The sequence below is a fragment of the Sporichthya polymorpha DSM 43042 genome (assembly GCF_000384115.1).
GTDB lineage: Bacteria > Actinomycetota > Actinomycetes > Sporichthyales > Sporichthyaceae > Sporichthya > Sporichthya polymorpha.
In genome coordinates this window covers 1,621,600-1,638,131 of the sequence record NZ_KB913029.1, presented here as the reverse complement: position 1 = coordinate 1,638,131, position 16,532 = coordinate 1,621,600, and the positions used below count along the sequence as shown (strand labels likewise).

The 16,532-nt window shown below is 70.6% G+C and carries 16 protein-coding genes; 7 read left to right on the top strand and 9 right to left on the bottom strand.

Annotated features, from left to right (window positions below; translation table 11 throughout):
• The first annotated feature begins 1 nt into the window (after nucleotide 1).
• The 4 genes from SPOPO_RS0108050 to SPOPO_RS33630 all read left to right on the top strand — a co-directional run bounded on the left by SPOPO_RS0108050 (nucleotide 2) and on the right by SPOPO_RS33630 (nucleotide 4,009).
• Nucleotides 2–1,522, top strand: coding sequence for an ABC transporter substrate-binding protein (locus tag SPOPO_RS0108050; protein ID WP_156869690.1), 1,521 nt, complete (start codon nucleotides 2–4; stop codon nucleotides 1,520–1,522).
• A 2-nt stretch (nucleotides 1,523–1,524) separates the two neighbouring features.
• Nucleotides 1,525–2,370, top strand: a complete 846-nt coding sequence (locus SPOPO_RS0108045) for an ABC transporter ATP-binding protein (RefSeq protein ID WP_028984605.1) — start codon at nucleotides 1,525–1,527, stop codon at nucleotides 2,368–2,370.
• Nucleotides 2,371–2,372: 2 nt separating this feature from the next.
• A complete protein-coding gene (locus tag SPOPO_RS0108040) occupies nucleotides 2,373–3,065 on the top strand; it encodes an ABC transporter ATP-binding protein (RefSeq protein ID WP_019874276.1) in 693 nt (230 codons plus the stop codon).
• A 46-nt stretch (nucleotides 3,066–3,111) separates the two neighbouring features.
• Nucleotides 3,112–4,009 (top strand): IS5 family transposase gene (locus tag SPOPO_RS33630; protein ID WP_342672895.1). Its coding sequence is split into 2 segments (ribosomal slippage): nucleotides 3,112–3,471 and nucleotides 3,473–4,009, totalling 897 coding nucleotides; the frame shifts between segments, so codons are not numbered across the junction.
• Nucleotides 4,010–4,063: 54 nt separating this feature from the next.
• Here SPOPO_RS33630 and SPOPO_RS0108030 read toward each other — a convergent pair.
• From SPOPO_RS0108030 to SPOPO_RS0108020, 3 genes are all read right to left on the bottom strand, one after another.
• On the bottom strand, nucleotides 4,064–4,972 hold the full coding sequence (locus SPOPO_RS0108030; RefSeq protein ID WP_019874070.1) for an IS3 family transposase: 909 nt from the start codon (nucleotides 4,970–4,972) through the stop codon (nucleotides 4,064–4,066).
• Nucleotides 4,969–5,262, bottom strand: coding sequence for a transposase (locus SPOPO_RS0108025; protein ID WP_019874071.1), 294 nt, complete (start codon nucleotides 5,260–5,262; stop codon nucleotides 4,969–4,971). Before SPOPO_RS0108025 ends, SPOPO_RS0108030 begins: the two co-directional genes overlap by 4 nt.
• A gap of 151 nt (nucleotides 5,263–5,413) precedes the next feature.
• Nucleotides 5,414–6,151, bottom strand: coding sequence for a hypothetical protein (locus SPOPO_RS0108020; RefSeq protein WP_019874274.1), 738 nt, complete (start codon nucleotides 6,149–6,151; stop codon nucleotides 5,414–5,416).
• Between the two features lie 143 nt (nucleotides 6,152–6,294).
• Here SPOPO_RS0108020 and SPOPO_RS0108015 point away from each other — a divergent pair, with 143 nt between their 5' ends.
• Nucleotides 6,295–7,935: a PEP-utilizing enzyme gene (locus tag SPOPO_RS0108015; RefSeq protein ID WP_019874273.1), complete on the top strand. Its 1,641-nt coding sequence runs from the start codon at nucleotides 6,295–6,297 to the stop codon at nucleotides 7,933–7,935.
• Here SPOPO_RS0108015 and SPOPO_RS0108010 read toward each other — a convergent pair.
• The gene (locus SPOPO_RS0108010) at nucleotides 7,910–8,602 is read right to left on the bottom strand and encodes a hypothetical protein (protein WP_019874272.1); all 693 of its coding nucleotides are present in this window, start codon (nucleotides 8,600–8,602) and stop codon (nucleotides 7,910–7,912) included. The two genes, SPOPO_RS0108015 and SPOPO_RS0108010, sit on opposite strands and share 26 nt — an antisense overlap.
• 174 nt (nucleotides 8,603–8,776) lie before the next feature.
• On the opposite strand from SPOPO_RS0108010, the gene SPOPO_RS0108005 reads away from it, so the two are divergent.
• Both SPOPO_RS0108005 and SPOPO_RS0108000 read left to right on the top strand, forming a co-directional pair.
• Nucleotides 8,777–10,717: a sensor histidine kinase gene (locus tag SPOPO_RS0108005; protein ID WP_019874271.1), complete on the top strand. Its 1,941-nt coding sequence runs from the start codon at nucleotides 8,777–8,779 to the stop codon at nucleotides 10,715–10,717.
• Nucleotides 10,705–11,349 carry a response regulator gene (locus SPOPO_RS0108000; RefSeq protein WP_019874270.1) on the top strand — a complete coding sequence of 215 codons (645 nt, stop codon included), beginning with the start codon at nucleotides 10,705–10,707 and terminating at the stop codon, nucleotides 11,347–11,349. Before SPOPO_RS0108005 ends, SPOPO_RS0108000 begins: the two co-directional genes overlap by 13 nt.
• 17 nt (nucleotides 11,350–11,366) lie before the next feature.
• Here SPOPO_RS0108000 and SPOPO_RS0107995 read toward each other — a convergent pair whose 3' ends face one another.
• The 5 genes from SPOPO_RS0107995 to SPOPO_RS0107975 are packed head-to-tail and all read right to left on the bottom strand — an operon-like array spanning nucleotide 11,367 to nucleotide 16,417.
• Nucleotides 11,367–12,116 carry a peptidoglycan-binding domain-containing protein gene (locus tag SPOPO_RS0107995; protein ID WP_019874269.1) on the bottom strand — a complete coding sequence of 250 codons (750 nt, stop codon included), beginning with the start codon at nucleotides 12,114–12,116 and terminating at the stop codon, nucleotides 11,367–11,369.
• Nucleotides 12,113–13,303 (bottom strand): ABC transporter ATP-binding protein, encoded by a 1,191-nt coding sequence (locus SPOPO_RS0107990; RefSeq protein ID WP_019874268.1) that lies wholly within the window; start codon nucleotides 13,301–13,303, stop codon nucleotides 12,113–12,115. The genes SPOPO_RS0107995 and SPOPO_RS0107990 overlap by 4 nt, the downstream gene beginning before the upstream one ends.
• 29 nt (nucleotides 13,304–13,332) lie before the next feature.
• On the bottom strand, nucleotides 13,333–14,178 hold the full coding sequence (locus tag SPOPO_RS0107985; protein WP_019874267.1) for a carbohydrate ABC transporter permease: 846 nt from the start codon (nucleotides 14,176–14,178) through the stop codon (nucleotides 13,333–13,335).
• Complete coding sequence (locus tag SPOPO_RS0107980) at nucleotides 14,178–15,119, bottom strand: carbohydrate ABC transporter permease (RefSeq protein ID WP_019874266.1); 942 nt, start codon at nucleotides 15,117–15,119, stop codon at nucleotides 14,178–14,180. Before SPOPO_RS0107980 ends, SPOPO_RS0107985 begins: the two co-directional genes overlap by 1 nt.
• Entirely contained in the window at nucleotides 15,116–16,417 is a 1,302-nt protein-coding gene (locus SPOPO_RS0107975) for an extracellular solute-binding protein (RefSeq protein ID WP_019874265.1), read from the bottom strand. The genes SPOPO_RS0107980 and SPOPO_RS0107975 overlap by 4 nt, the downstream gene beginning before the upstream one ends.
• Nucleotides 16,418–16,532 lie beyond the last annotated feature (115 nt).

The following is a 16,532-nucleotide window of genomic DNA, read 5'->3' as shown; positions in this document are numbered from 1 at the left end:
TATGTTCCAGCCACGCGGGAGGAGACACCGCCTCACCTCAGCGGTGTGTCTCGGCCTCGTCGTTGCGCTGAGTGCCACCGCGTGCGGCGGCAGCGACAGTGACGCTGACCAGGCGGCGGCCGGCGCCGATGCCGCGGTCCAGGACGCGACCACCGACACCGCCGCGGACCCGGCGGCTCCCGCCGACCCGGCTGCGCCCGCGGACCCGGCGGCCGCGCCGGGGACGAACGACGCTGCTCCGGGCGCGAGTGCAGCCCCGGGCACCGGGGACGCCGCCAAGCCCGCCGCCGGCGGCAAGGGTGGCAAGGACACCGAGACCAAGGGCACCAAGGGCGGCAACGCCGACGGTGGCGCGAAGGCTCCGGCCGTCGTCCCCTGCACCAAGCAGCTGGACCCGGTGAAGATCGGTCAGGTCGGCACCTTCAGCGGACTCGTGGGCCAGACGACCGGTCGGCACAAGGAAGGTCTCGCCCTGTGGGCCAGCGCGGTCAACGCGCGTGGTGGGCTGGAATGTCACCCGGTTCAGCTGATCGCGGTCGACGACCAGAACGACCCGCAGCGCACGGCGTCCGTCACCGAGGACCTGATCGTCAACAAGAAGGTCCAGGCGATCGTCGGCTCGGCCATGCCGATCTCGTTCGCGGCGATGGTTCCGACCCTGGAGAAGCACAAGTTCCCGCAGATCGGTGGCGACCTGGTCGACCCGATCTGGAACGAGAGCCCGTACGTGTTCCCGCAGGGCGGCGGCACGCTGTCCGCGTTCGCGGGACCAATGGACGCGATCCGACGGGTCGAGGGCATGACGAAGACCTTCATCATGCACTGCGTCGAGGCGAACATCTGCACGACGAGCGCCAAGTCCGCCCAGACCAAGGGCGGCATGGCCGACGTGGCCAAGGTCGAGGTCGTGGGCGTTCAGCCCGTCTCGCTGACCCAGCCGAGTTTCAACGCGGGCTGCCAGCTGGCCAAGGACAGGAAGGCGCAGTTCATCACGGCGTTCGTCGACTCCGCCTCCGAACTCCGCCTGGCGCGCTCCTGCGCCAGCATCGGACTCAAGATTCCGATCGTGGGGGCGTCGTTCAGCTTCACCGCGGCGGCCCTGACCGACCCGCACATCTCGGCCATCAAGGTCTACTCGGGGTCGCCGAACGCCCCGCTCGCCGCGACCGGCGTGCCGGCGATCGACGCCTTCAAGACCGCGCTGAAGACGTTCATGCCGGACTTCACCCCGGACCAGTCGGCACTCTCGGGCTGGGCCTCCGGCAAGCTGCTCGAAGCGGCGATGAGCAAGGTGTCCTCGAAGGCCCGCGCCGGGTCGATCACCACGCCGCTGATCTACGAAGGCCTCTACAGCCTCAAGAACGAGACGCTCGGAGGCCTGGGGCCGGGCGTGACGTTCAAGCCGGGTCAGAAGCCGCAGACGCAGCCCTGCTACTACGCGGTCGCGGTCATCGACAAGGCGTACCGCGCACCGCTGGGCGCCCAGAAGCTCTGCTTCTCCCATGAGCCGGTGAAGGGATAACAGTGACGGGCTCTCCGTCTTCAGCACCGTCGAAGACATCGGCCACCGGGCTCGAGGTCGAGGGGGTCTCCGTCCGGTACGGAGGCCACCTCGCCCTCGACACCCTGTCGCTGGCCGCACCGTTGGGTCGGATCACAGGACTGATCGGGCCCAACGGGGCGGGCAAGACCACGACGTTCAACGCGGTCACGGGCCTGCTCCGCCCGACGACCGGCACGGTGAAGCTGTTCGGCGACGACGTCACGCACACCAGCCCGCAGGCCCGCGCGCAGCGCGGGCTGGGCCGGACGTTCCAGCGGATGGAGTTGTTCGACAGCCTCACCGTGCGGGCGAACGTCGCCCTCGGGCGCGAGGCCGCCATGGCGGGATCCAAGCCGTGGCGGCACCTCGTCCCGGCGCGCGGCAACCGTGCGCGCGTCAGCGAGGACACCGAGCGCGCGCTGGAACTGTGCGGGATCACGCAACTGGCGACCCGTCAGGCCGCAGCGCTGTCCACCGGTCAACGGCGGCTCGTGGAGCTGGCCCGCGTGATCGCCGGTGGGTTCCGCGTGCTGCTGCTCGACGAACCGAGCAGCGGCCTGGACCGCGTCGAGACGGCGCGGTTCGGCGAGATCCTGCAGGGGCTCATCGACGCCCGCGACATCGGGATCCTGCTCGTCGAGCACGACATGTCGCTGGTGATGAAGATCTGCGGTTACATCCACGTCCTCGACTTCGGCAAGCCGATCTTCGAGGGCACTGCCGAGGAGGTGCGCACCAGCGAGCTCGTGCGCGCCGCCTACCTCGGTGACGAGAGCGTCGAGGAAGAGGCCGAGGCACACGCCTCAGAACCGAGAGCGGTGGGCTGAGGATGTTCCGGGTCGACGACGTCACTGCCGGCTACGGCGAGTCCACCGTCCTGCGCGGGGTCTCCTTGGAGGTCCCCGACGGGGCGGTGGCCGCCCTGCTCGGTCCCAACGGCGCCGGCAAGACCACGCTGATGCGCGTGGCCGCCGGCCTGATCCGGCCGCGGACGGGGCACCTCAGCCTGGGCGGCGCGGACATCACCCGCCACTCCCCGCACGAGCGCGTCAAGCGCGGCCTGTGCCACATCCCCGAGGGCCGGGGTGTGTTCCCCTCCTTGACGGTGCGTGAGAATCTCTCCCTCCAGTCGGCCCCCGGGCAGCAGGACGAGTCGATCGAGCGCGCCGTGTCGGCGTTCCCGCGCCTCGGTGAGCGGCTCCCGCAGCTCGCCGGGACGATGAGCGGTGGCGAGCAGCAGATGCTCGCCCTCGCCCGCGCCTACATTCAGAACCCGCGCGTCGTCCTGCTGGACGAGGTGAGCCTCGGCCTCGCCCCCAAGGTCGTCGACGAGATTTTCGAGTTCCTCGCGAAGCTCCGCGACGGCGGTGCCGCCCTCGTCCTCGTCGAGCAGTACGTCAACCGCGCCCTCGCCCTCGCGGACCAGGTGTATCTCCTCAACCGCGGCGAGATCGTGTTCTCCGGCAGCCCCGACCAGGTCGACGAGGCCACCCTCTTCGAGCAGTACGTCGGCGTCGGCTAGGGCGTGTCTCCCAACTGATCTGGGGTTATCGGTGCAGCGTTGAGTCATGACGCGGACTGCGGTGTTCACCGATGAGCAGTGGGCTCGGATCGAGCCGTTGATGCCCGAGGCGGGACCGGCGGGTGGACGGCCGTATCGGGATCATCGTCAGGTGGTCGAGGGGATCGTTTTCCGTTACCGGGCAGGGATTCCGTGGCGGGATCTGCCCGCGTGCTTCGGGCCGTGGCAGACGGTGTGGAAGCGGCACCGGCGCTTCAGCGCGGACGGCACGTGGGACCAGGTGCTCAGGCTGCTGTTGGCTGAGGCTGACGCGGCCGGAGAGATCGACTGGGCGGTTTCGGTGGACTCCACGGTCAACCGGGCGCACCAGCACGGCACCAACCTTGCCCGGGGCACGGGGGGATCTGTCGAATTACAAGAATCTGTTCGACGAGCCTGACGATCACGCGCTCGGTCGCTCGCGTGGTGGGCTGGGCACGAAGATTCACCAGCTCGCCGACGGCCGCTGCCGCCCGCTGGTGGTCCTCATCGGCCCAGGTCAGGCCGGGGACAGCCCGATGCTGCCGATCCTGCTGGAACAGCTACGGGTACCGCGGATCGGGCGCGGTCGCCCGCGTACCCGCCCGGATCGGCTGCGCGCAGACACGGCGTATTCCGCGCGGGGACACCGCGCCCTGTTGCGCCGGCGGGGAATCCGCGCGGTCATCGCTGAACCGGATGACCAGGCCCGCAACAGAAGACGACGCGGCCAACGCGGCGGACGGCCACCGGCCTTCGACACCGAGGACTACAAGAAGCGCAACACCATCGAGCGCGGGTTCAACGTCTTCAAGCAGTGGCGTGGATTGGCCACCCGCTACGACAAGCTCGCCCTGACCTACCGCGGCGGTGCCGTCCTCCGCGCGATCGTCGTCTGGGTCACCGGGTTAGGAGACGTGCCCTAGTCCTGCGCTGAACGCGCGGGGTCTGAGAATCCCCTCATTTCGTGGAGGGTTCCGTTATGCAGCTGATGGTGCGTCAGTGAGCATCATTTCGTATCGGACCGGTGGCAGTCCAGCCGCGGTGGTGTGCCGGCGGCGATGGTTGTAGAACTCGTAGCACCAAGGTCCGATGACCGCGCGGGCTTCGGCCTTTGTCGCGAACGTGTGCCGGGACAGGACCTCGTGTTCAAGGGTGGAGAAGAACGATTCCGCGGCTGCGTTGTCGAAACACGACCCGACCCTGCCCATCGACTGGCGGATCCCGAGCTGCTCGGCGCACAGGCGCCGGAAGTCCTTGGCGGTGTAGGTCGAGCCGCGGTCGGTGTGGAAGATGACACCCTCGATCACCGACCGGCCACCGCGCACAGCAGCGGCGATCTTGATCGCATCCGCAGCCAGCACCGCGTCCGGGTGCTCGCTCATCGCCGCGGCCAGCAGCCGCCGCGAGTACAGGTCGATCACGGTCGCCAGGTAGAGCTTGCCCTCCCCGGTCGGGACCTCGGTCATGTCCCCGCACCACTTGCGGTTCGGCGCCGCTGCGCTGAAGTCACGGCCCAGCAGGTCCGGGAACTTCGGCGCGGCCTTGTCCTGGCGCGTCAATCCCTTATACCGCTTGGGTTTGCGCCCGAACAGGTACTGGCGGCGCATCGAGTCCGCGACGGTGTTCACGCTGACCTGCCAGCCGGCCTCAACCAGATCCAGATGGATCCGCGGCGATCCGTAAATGCCCCCCGAGGCCTCGAAGCACCGCCGCACCTCAGCATCGAGCAGGGCCCGGCGCTGGGCCCGCACCGTCGGGGCCGGGTTCCCGACCCGCGCCAGCCACTTGTAGAACCACGACACGCTCACCCCGAGGATGGCGCAGCAGACCGCGTGGGGCACCCGATAGGAGGTCCTCTGGTCGGCGATGAAGCCCGCCACGCTCACTTCGTCGCCTCCTTCACCCACAGGACCACGGAGCGCTTGAGGACATCACGTTCCATCCGCAGCTCGGCGACCTCCGCGCGCAGCCGCTTGAGCTCGGCCAGGTCATCGGCCGTGAGCTGCCCGTTCCCGCCCTCGCTGGCCCGGTCCCGGGCGACCCAGTTCCCCAGCGTGCCCTCGTTGATGCCCAAGTCCCGCGCGATCGCCGCGATGGACTTGCCCGGGTTCTCCCGGACCAGCCGCACCGCCCCCTCACGGAACTCGGCGTCGAACTTCCTTCTCGTCTCTGACATGGCTACTCCTCATAGCTCATGCCTCCACGGAAGTGGGGGATTTCCAGTCCGTGACCGCGCGGCCGCAAAGTGCCCTTACGTCAGCGGAAGCGGTCGCTATAGCGACCGCTTCCGCTGACGTAAGAGGGGTTAAGAGGGGTTCGGCGTCGACTCAGGCGGTGGCGGGGGAAGCGGCGGCCGCGGGGGCGGAGTCGGTCTGAGCGGTGGTGGCCTGCTCCTGGCGGATCGCCTTGAAGAGCATGATCCCGTTGACGGTCCAGAAGGCGAAGAACGTCAGGATCGTCAGCCACCAGCCGAGGAGGCCGTTCCAGGCGAAGACGCCGTCCTTGAAGTAGGTGCAGAGGGCGCCGGGCATCAGCAGGATCGCGAACCAGGCATTGGCGTAGCCGACCCAGCGGGGGAAGACGGGGTTCTCCGGCGACAGGAGGATCGCCAGCGCGATCGCCGACATCTGCACGACCGGGCACGAGAGCGCCAGGATGAAGAAGAACCAGCCGACGTCGGACAGCAGCAGCACGAGCTCGGGATCGCGCTCGGCGCGGTAGGCCGCGGCGGACCAGAGCATGCACGGGATGACGATGATGAGCGCGATCATCGCGCCGGCGAGCATCTGCGTCCGCGCGAAGACGGCCGGCCGGCCCTCGACCCGGGACAGCTGGTGCGCGAGCACCGACACCCACGGCACCAGCAGGGCGCCGCCGAGCATGGTGAGCACGACACCGGTCCGGATCAGCTGCGTGTGGTCGCGGTAGAAGTCCGCGACCTCTTGCGCGTTGTCGCTCGGCGGGGTCGGCGGGATGAAGCCCGCGAGCCCGCCGAAGCCGACGCCGAGCATCACCATGAACAGCGGGATGCTCCAGGCACAGATCAACTGATTGCGAATGTTCACTTCGACCTCGCGACGTTGGGATGTCGATGGGATGTCGACAGCGCGGCTCTCAACTGGCGGCGCCCTTGTAATATTGCGACTCCGCGTCGCAGAATATGGGTCGGATCCGCTTCCGTAAAGACATCGCCCGGCGAGGGAGCCCCATGACCAGGGACGCACGAAGCCTGTACCACACCGAGTCCGCGCCCGGGCAGTACTGGAGCACGGCGAACGTCGGTGAGGCCATGCCGGGCGTGGTCACGCCCTTCGGCTGGTCGGTGTGGGGCCCGGCCATCGACGTCGGCATGAAGGACGCGTTCCGGCGCACCGGCGCCCTCGAGCCCGAGCGCGTCGTGTTCACCGGCGAGGCGGACTCGAGCGCGGTCACGGTCTTCCACGGCCGTGGGGCGCTGAGCGTGAACTTCCTCTGCGAGATGGGCGACCGGCTGCCGGGCACGAGTGCCGACGCCATCGCCAAACAGTTGCTGGGCGAGGTCCCGGCGGGGATCTCGATCCCCCACACGCGCAAGCGCCTGCCGGCCGTCGCCGTGAAGATGCCGAAGGCCTTCGCGGGGATCCGCAAGGAGGCGCTGCGCGACACCGCGCACACGCAGGCCTGGTGGCAGGAGCACATCCGCGCGATGGACTCCCGTGACCTGGAGGCCACCAAGCGCGCCATCGACGACGCGCGCAAGAAGCAGATCGAGATGACGAAGGTCCAGGCGCGCGCCGTGTTCGTCGGCGTGCAGTCGATCTACGACCAGCTGCTCGCCCTGATCGCGAAGTCAGGCATCAGTGAGGAGCAGGCCAACGCGCTGATGGCGGGTCAGGGCTCGCACGCCGAGACCGAGATCATCGCCGACCTCTGGGACCTCGGCCGCGACAAGATGACGCTCGAGGCCTTCCTCGACAAGCACGGCTACCACGGGCTCGGCGAGGGCCAGCTCATCTCCAAGATGTGGCGCGAGGACCCCGAGCCGGTCCTGCGTCTGGCCAAGCAGTACTCCGCGCGGCCCGACAGCGAGCACCCGCACCTGATGGCCGAGAAGCGCACGCGGGAGCGCGAGGCCGCCGAGAAGGCGCTGCTCGCGAAGCTGCCGGCCTGGAAGCGGCCGATGGCCAAGCAAATTCTCAAGCTCGCCGTCGCGCGCATCCCGCTCCGCGGCGTCGCGAAGGAGGCGCTGATCCGCTGCCTCGACGTCTGCCGCGCCGCTGCCCGGCGGATGGGCACGCTGCTCGTCGAGCAGGGCGTGCTGAACGAGGTCGACGACGTCTTCTACTTCACCGCCGACGAGCTTCTCGCCGGCCTGCCCGCGAACGCGAAGGAACTCGCCGCCGAGCGCAAGGCGATCCGCGAGGACCTGCTGCGCACCGACATCCCGCGCACGTGGGACGGGACGCCGACGCGCATCCCGATCAGCGAGCCCGCCGCGGAGGCCACCGGCCCCGCGCCGGCCGCCCCCACCGGGGTGGCGGTCACGGGCATCGGGGCCAGCGGCGGCGTCGTCGAAGGCACGGCACGCGTGGTCTTCGACCCGACCGAGGTCGACGTCGAACCCGGCGACATCATCGTCGCCCCGACCACCGACCCGAGTTGGGCCGCGGTGCTCTTCCTCGCCGAGGCGCTGGTCGTCGACATCGGCGGGCCGCTCAGCCACGCCGCGGTCGTTGCGCGCGAGTGCGGCATCCCCTGCGTCATCGGCACCGACAACGGGACCGCGGTCCTCCGCTCCGGCGACCGGATCCGCGTCGACGGCAACAAGGGGACGGTCGAGATCCTCAGCCGCGCCCCGGCGACCGTGTGACCTGACTGAGCACCGCGGCCACGCCCGCGAGGCACAGGGTCTGCGCGGCCTGCACGACGTTCATCACCGTGCCGGTCGTGGCGAACAGGCCGACGGTGAGCACCGCGAACACGATCGGCAGCCAGGTCGGGACAGCCCGGGCACGCCACAGCGCGAACATCAGTGTCAGCGAGCCGAGGGTCACGAGCGCGAAGCCCGCGCCGGAGACCACGATCAACTGCGCCAGGTTGTCGTCGACGTAGGTCAGTAACGCGTCGCCCTGGTCCGCCGCCAGCGCGTCGGGCTCGGTGGCGTACCAGGCGAGCACCCCGAAGGCGGTCGAGCCGCCGGCGAAGAGGATGGCGCCGAGCCCGGCGAGCACCGCACCCACCGTCGCGGTTGTCCGGCCGCGGCCGCGGACCAGGAGGCAGGTCGCCAGGCCCAGGCCGAGCGCGACGGCCGCCATGCCGACGCCGTCGAGGATCGCGCCGAGCCACGCCCCGGTCCGGTGGTCGGCGAGCGTCTCGTAGGACAGGTCGTCGCGCTCGCCCCACGGCTGCCAGAGCACGATCGTCGCGGAGGTCAGCACGCCGAGCGCGAGCACGGCGGCGACGACCCGGGAACGGACCGGGTCCGGCGGGGCGGGGACCGGAGCCGGGGCCGGCACGGTCGGGGAAGCGGTGGACATGGCACGGACCTCCTGCGGAGCGACGGTGTCGGTGTGGGGCTGTCGGGGTGCGTCTGACGGTGCGTCGGCCTCGACGCTAGGGACGCGCGGCGTCCGGGGGATCCGGGCGGGCGCCTGTGCGATCTCCGTATCTGCACGGAGCCACCGCGGCTCGCGCGGCTCTACAGTTCCGGCATGGCGGCCGTGCTGGCTCTGCTCTGCGGGGTGGCGATGCTCGCCGCCACCGCGCTGGCCGCGGCGGCGGGGAACGCCGACGCGTGGGTCGCCCTGGGTTTCGGCGCGGTTCTCGTGCCGCCGGCGGCGGTGCTCGGCGTCGTCGTCGCGCGGCGCCGCGAGGTGGCGCGGGTCGGTCTGCTGCTGGCGTTCCTCGGCCTCACCGTCGCGCTGGTCGTGCTCAAGGAGACGTTCTGGCAGGCCCTGGCTCACCGGTGGCCGGAGTCCAAGACCGACTACGCCGAGCTCGCCGCGGTGCTGGACCAGAGTGCGATCTGGGTCCTCGTCGCGGTCGCCCTGCTGCTGCTCCACTTCCCCGACGGCCGGGTGCCCGGTCCGCGGTGGCGCGCGGTGCCGGCGGTACTCGTCCTGTGCGCGATCGTCGACGAGACGTTCGTGGCCTTCGAGGCGTCGAAGTTCCGGCCGCCGATGTCGGACGTCGAACGGCCCTGGGACCCGCTGCCCGAGTGGCTGACCGCCGTCGGCTTCGTCTTCTTTGGAACCCAGCTCGTGCTCGCGCTCGCCTGCGCGGTCTCGCTGGTCGGCCGGTACCGCCACGGCGACGACGTGACCCGGGCGCGCCTCCGGTGGCTCGCGCTCGCCGGCCTCGCCGTCCCGCTCTATCCCGCGCTCTGCCTGCTGGAGATCGCGCTCTGGGGCCGGCCGCTGTGGTTCAGCAGCGGTGTCGCCCTCGCCGGGCTGGTCGGGATCCCGGTGACCACCGCGATCGCGATGCTGCGGCACGACCTCTACGACGTCGACAAGGTGCTCGCCGGCGCCGTCACCTACGCGTTGGTGACGGCCAGTCTGATCGGGATCTTCGCCGGGGGAGCCTTCGTCGGCGGGCTGGTGCTCGGCCGAGGCTCCGCCGGTGCCGCCGCGGCCGCGGCCGCCCTGTGCGCGGTGGCCCTCACCCCGCTGCGGACCCGGCTGCAGCGCGCGGTCGACGCCCGGCTGTACCCGCGGCGGCGCTCCGCCCTCACCGCCGTGGCGGCGCTCGCGCGGGACGCCGGCGCCGGCACCGCCTCCCCCGAGGCGCTCGAAGCGGTGCTGCGCGATGCGCTTCGCGACCCCACCCTGCGCGTCGGCTACCGAGTCCCCGGCGCCGCCGGCTACGTCGACGCGGCGGGAGAGCCGGTGGCCGCGACCGGCGGGGTGCGGGTCGAGCTCGACGGCCGGGAGATCGGCGTCCTCGTGGGAACCGGTCGTCCCGAGTTGCTGCGTCAGGTGGCGGCCGGCGCCGCCACGCTCGTCGAGGTGGTGCGGCTGCGACTGGAGGTGGCGCAGGCCCTGCGCGAGGCGGAGTCGAGCCGGGCGCGGCTGCTGGTCGCCGGGTTCGAGGAGCGGCGCCGGCTCGAACGCGACCTGCATGACGGCGCCCAGCAGCGGTTGGCGTCGCTCGGCATGAGTCTGCGGCTGGCGCAGCGTCACCTCGGGGACGGCACCGTCGACGTCGACGGCCTGCTCGACGCGGCCGTCGCCGAACTCGGCACCGCGCTCGCCGAGCTGCGCGCGATCGCCTACGGCCTGCGCCCCGGCCGTCTCGACGACGGGCTCGACGCCGCGCTCGCCGACCTGATCCGCCGCGTCCCGGTCACCGTCGAGCTCGAGTTCGACGCCGACCGCCTGCCCGACGAGATCGCGACGACGGCCTACTACCTGGTGAGCGAGGCGATCGCGAACGTGGTCAAGCACGCGGGTGCGGACCGGATCGGCCTGCGGGTCACGCGCACCGCGGAGTGCGTGTCGATCCGGATCACCGACGACGGTCGCGGCGGCGCGGTCCTCTCCGGCCGCTCGCCGCTGGCCGACCGGGTCGCGGCGCTCGGGGGCACGCTCACGGTCGAGAGTCTGGTCGGCCGCGGCACGGTCATCGAGGCGGTGCTGCCGTGCGCATCGTGATCGGGGAGGACTCGGCGCTGTTCCGGGAGGGGCTCGCGAGTCTGCTCGTCGACGCCGGGCACGAGGTCGTCGGCAAGGCGGCCGACGCCACCGCGCTGCTCGCCACCGTCGAGGAGATGGAGCCGGACCTCGCCATCGTCGACATCCGGATGCCCCCGGACCGCACCGACGACGGGGCGCGCGCCGCGCGGACCCTGCGCGCCACGCACGAGACCCTCGGCATCGTCCTGCTGTCCCAACACCTGGAGACGCGCCACTCGGTCGAGCTCGCCGCCGGCGGCTACTTCGGATACCTGCTCAAGGACCGCGTGTTCGACGTCGAGGACTTCCTCGAGGCGCTGCGCCGCGTGGCCGCGGGCGGGTCGGCGCTCGACCCCGAGGTCGTGGCCCACCTGCTCCGTCCGGCCCGTCGCGACGACCCCCTCGCCGCGCTCACCCCGCGCGAGCGGGAGGTGCTCGCCCTGATGGCGGAGGGCCGGACCAACAAGGGCATTGCCGGCCGGCTCTGGCTCACCGACCGGACGGTGGAGACCCACGTCAGCAGCATCATCGCCAAGCTCGGCCTCGCGGACTCGGCCGAGGACCACCGCCGCGTTCTCGCGGTCCTGGCCTGGCTCGACCATCAGACCTGACGTGACATCAGAAAGCTTCAGGGCCGGACGTAGCGGGCGACGACGTCGTCGAACCAGACCGCTTCGGCATCATCGGTCGTGGGGTTCGCCTGAAGGATGTCCTCGGTCCGGGGATCCGAGACGCACAGCAGCGTGCGCGTCCCGGTCGCGGCGCCGAAGCTCTCGTCGAACTCCGCGCAGACCGAGGACCCGATCTCCTGCACCGGGCCGGTCGACGTGGTGCCGTCGTGCACGAGCTCCAGTCTCGATCCGCAGCGCCGCAGCACGGTCCCGTCCTCCCCGAGCAGTCCCCACGCGACGGTTCCGGACGTGCAGGTCGCCCACGCGGGCACGGTCGCCGACGTCGGCCCGCCGGTGCGCGCCGGGCACGGCTGCGTGCCGTCGACGATCAACGCCCAGGTCTGCTCGCCGACCTGCCCGTCGTTGGCGGTGATGCACGGGAACGGCTTCTGCCGCTCGATCACGGCGGCAGCGGTCTCGAAGTCGAAGAAGCCGTTGACCTCGATCCCGAGGGCGGCCTGCAACCGCTTCACGTCCTCGCGGCACTCGATCGCCAGTGCGCGCTTGAGGTACGGCCGGCGCGCCGAGCCGTCCGGGGGTCCGGCGAACGCGACGCACGGCTTCGCCGAGGCGCTCGGCGTGGCCGAGGTCGTCGCGGTCGGCGCCGGGGTCGGCGCGGCGTCGTCGCCGTCGTCGGAGCAGGCACCGAGCAGCAGGACGGCGGAAAGCAGGGCGGGAAGCAGGACGAGGGAGCGGGCGCGCGTCACTCCGTCAGATTAGTGGTGAGGTTACGCCCGGTCCCGGGATCGAACACGTGCGCCCGGGCGAGGTCGAACCAGACGGTGGTGTTCCCGCCCTTGGTCACCTTCGAGGCGGCGGACAGGCGGGCCGTCAGCCGGTCCGCGGCGCCGGCGACCTCGGCGGCGCCGCTGTCGGCCGCGAGCTCCTCCAGCTCCTTCGTCATGGCGCGGACGCCGGCGAGGGAGAAGTAGGCGTACTTGTCCGAGCCCGTCGACTCCACGACGTCGACGGCCCCGGTGTACGTGACGCCGTCGTGCCGCTGGAGCGGGTCGACGAGCTCGACGTCCTCGAAGTGTTCGGGGCGGATGCCGAGGATGATCTCCCGCGGCGACTCCGGGGCGCGGTCGAGCGCGGCGCGGATCCGGGCGGGCAGGGCGAAGTCACCGAGCGGGGTGCGCAGCGTGCCGTCCTCCACGGCGGCCGGGATGAAGTTCATCGCCGGCGAGCCGATGAACCCGGCGACGAAGAGGTTGTCCGGGTGGTCGTAGAGGTGCTGCGGCGGGCCGACCTGCTGGACGACCCCGGCCCGCATCACGACGACGCGGTCGCCGAGCGTCATCGCCTCGGTCTGGTCGTGGGTGACGTACACGGTCGTCGTGCCCAGGCGCTGCTGCAGTCGCGCGACCTCGGTGCGCATCTGGACGCGGAGCTTGGCGTCGAGGTTCGACAGCGGTTCGTCGAGCAGGAACGCCTTCGGGTTGCGGACGATTGCGCGGCCCATCGCCACCCGCTGCCGCTGACCGCCGGAGAGGTTGCCGGGGCGGCGGTCGAGGTGCGAGGTCAGGTCGAGGATCTCGGCGGCCTCGGCCACCTTCGCGTTGATCGTGGCCTTGTCGACCTTCGCGATCTTCAACGGAAACGCCATGTTCTGACGAACGGTCATGTGCGGGTACAGCGCGTAGGACTGGAACACCATCGCGATGTCACGCTCGCGCGGGCCCTTCTCGTTGACCCGCTCGCCGCCGATGCGCAGCTCGCCGGAAGTGATGTCCTCCAGGCCGGCGATCATGTTCAGCGTCGTCGACTTCCCGCACCCCGAGGGGCCGACGAGAATGATAAATTCCCCGTCCGCGATCTGCAGGTGAACGTCGGAGACGGCGACGGCGCCGTCGGGGTACTTCTTGCCCACCCCGTCGAGCACGATCTCAGCCATGGCTTCCTCTCTCCGGGTTCATCGCGGGGTCACCCCTTCACCGCGCCGGAGGTCAACCCGGCGACGATGCGACGCTGGAACAGCAGCACGAACAGGATGATCGGGATCGTGATGACCACCGCAGCCGCGGCGATCGAGCCGGTCGGCTCCTCGAACTGCGAGCTGCCGGTGAAGTTCGCGATGGCGGCCGGCGCGGTCCGGGACGAGTCGGTCGCGGTCAGGGAGATCGCGAACAGGAACTCGTTCCAGCAGAAGATGAAGACGAGGATCGCGCTCGTCATCATCCCGGGCGCGCCGAGCGGGGCGATGACCCGCGTGAACGCCTGCCACGGGCTGGCGCCGTCCATCTTCGCCGCCTTCTCCAGGTCCCACGGGATCTCGCGGAAGAACGCGGCGAGCGTGTAGATCGCCAGCGGCAGCGAGAACGTGATGTACGGCAGGATCAGGCCGGGCCAGGTGTCGAACAGGTTGAGTTTGCGTTCGATGTCGAACATCGGGCTGACGAGGGAGATCTGCGGGAACATCGCGATCATCAGCGCGATCCCGACGAGCACCTTCTTGCCGGGGAAGTCGAGCCGGGCGATCGCGTAGGCCGCCATCGCCCCGAGCGTCACCGCGATCACGGTCGCGATCAGCGCGATGCCGATCGAGTTCGTCAGCGCCCGGGTGAACTCGTCGGTGTCGAAGATCGCCTCGTAGTTGTCGAGCGTCCACTCACGGGGGACGAAGTTGCCGTCGGTCACGGACGCGGCCGGCTTGAACGACAGGCTCGCGATCCAGAGCACGGGAATCGTGGCGTAGAGAATCGCCAGCAGGTTCAGCGTCGACCAGCCGAGCTTGCGCGAGACGGTCTCGGTGCCTCCCATCGTCGCCATCAGCGCTTCGCCTCCGAGTCCGTACCGGGGGCGGCGGTGCCGAAGCCCTTGACGAACAGGAACGCGATCAGCGCGACGCAGAGGAAGATCAGCACGCTGATCGCCGAGCCGATGCCGAGGTTGAAGGCCTTGAACAGGTTGTCGTAGCCGAGGATCGAGACCGACCCGGTGTCGTTGTTGCCCCGCGTCAGGACGTAGATGTTGTCGAAGATGCGGAACGCGTCGAGCGTGCGGAACAGCAGCGCGACGAGGATCGCCGGCTTCATCATCGGGACAATGACGCGCACCAGGCGGGTCCACGCGCCGGCGCCGTCGACCTGGGCGGCGCGCAGCAGGTCGTCGGGGACGAGCGCGAGACCGGCGAGCAGCAGCAGCGCCATGAACGGCGTCGTCTTCCAGACCTCGGCGAGGATCACGATGCCGAGCGCGGGGATCTGCTCCGTCAGCGGCGCCTCGCCCTCGGGCAGCAGGTTCGCGAGATATCCCGTCCCCGGCGTCCACGCGTAGTACCAGCTGAACGCGCCGGCGACGGTGACGATGCCGTACGGGATGAGCAGCACGGTCCGGACGGTGTTGCGCGCGACGATCGTGCGGTGCATCAGCAGCGCCAGCGCAAACCCGAGCACGAGCTCGATGGCCACGGAGATCACCGTGAGCGCCACGGTCACCGCGAGCGCCGTCCACCAGTAATTGTCCGTCAGAACCGCGGTGTAGTTGTCGAGGCCGACGAACTCCCGGTCGTTCGGGAAGCGCAGGTCGTACCGCTGCAGGGAGAGCCAGACCGCGTAGCCGATCGGGTAGGCCGTGACCGCGACCATGACGAGCACGGCCGGCGCGCAGAGCAGGAACGCCAGCTTGCGCTCGGCCTTCTTCTCCGCGGTCAGGGTGCGCTTGCCGGTCGGCGGCGGCGCCGCCGGGGGCGCGGGCGCGAGCGTGGTCATGGCACCAGCCCCTCGGAGTTGACCGCGTCCCGCACGCGGGAGGTCAGCTTCTCGACGTCGGAGTCGGGGTCGATCCCGCTCGGCGGGCTGAGGTCGGCCGAGAGCACGATCGAGATCGACTGGTAGGCGGGGGAGGCCGGCCGCACCCCGGCGTTCTCGAGCGAGGACTTGATGGCCTCCCAGGCCGGGTACTCCTCCTGGAACGCCGGGTCGTCATAGAGCTCGGCGAGCGTGGGCGGAACGCCGGCCTCGACCGCGTTGCGCAGCTGGTTCTCCCGGTTGCGCAGGCACTCGATCGCCTCGAACGCCTCCGTCGGGTGCTTGCTCGTCGTCGGCACCGCCAGGTTGAACCCCCCGATCGTCACCGCCGCGGGCTTGCCCTCCTCCATTCCGGGGAAGGGCGCCCAGGCGAACTCGTCCTGGACGCGGCGGCCGGTGTCGCTGTTCGTCGGGTTGCCGTTGTCGTCGAGGAACGCGCCGCCGCCGTTCTCGGCGATGCCGGGCAGGACGAACGGGTAGTTCACCTGGAACACGGCGCGGCCGGACTCCATCGCGAGGCGGGCGGACCCCTCGTCGCGCTGGGACAGCGACGGGTCCGCACCCTTGGCCCGGCCGACGCGGGCCATGATCTCGAGCGCCCGGCGGGCGGCGTCGCCCTGGTCGAGGGTGACGGTCTCCCCGTCGTCGTCGACGATCTTGCCGCCGGCGCTGGTGAGCAGCGTGTTGAACCAGACCGTGATGCCCTCGTACTGGTTGGCCTGGACCTCGATCCAGCTGGGCCGGCGCTGGTCCGCCAGGTCCTCGGCGATCGTGATCAGCTCGTCCCAGGTGTCCGGCGGTTCGCCGTTCGGGACCAGGTCCTTGCGGTACCAGAGCAGCTGTGTGTTCGTGTTCAGCGGCGCGGCGTAGAGGCGGTCCTCCCAGGTGGCCGTCTTCAGCGGGCCCTCGAGGGTGCCGTTGCGGACCCGGTCGGCGACCTCGTCGGGAAGCGGCTCGACCCACCCGGCCTCGGCGAACTCCGCGGTCCAGGTGACGTCCAGGCCGACGATGTCCAGCGCGGTGTCACCGCCCACGATCCGGCGGGCGAGCTGCAGGCGCTGGTCGTCGGCCTGGCGCGGGAGCATGTGATGGCGAATCACGTACCGGCCGTTCGCCGCGTTCGTGCAGTCCACGGCCGCCGCGGCGTACTGCTCGGCGCCGTCGGCGGCGGTGTAGAGGTTCAGGGTCAGCTCGTCGGAGTCGTCGCCGCAGCCTGCGAGCAGCGCCGACGTCAGCACCAGGGCGCTCCCCGCGGCCATCGTGCGTCGCTTCAACCGACCGACCTCCCGCGCGGGGCTTACCCCGAGTAGTGGCGCGCGACACACCCGCTCGTGAGAATGTGAGAACTCGTTGGGTGGGCACTCTTGTCCGATC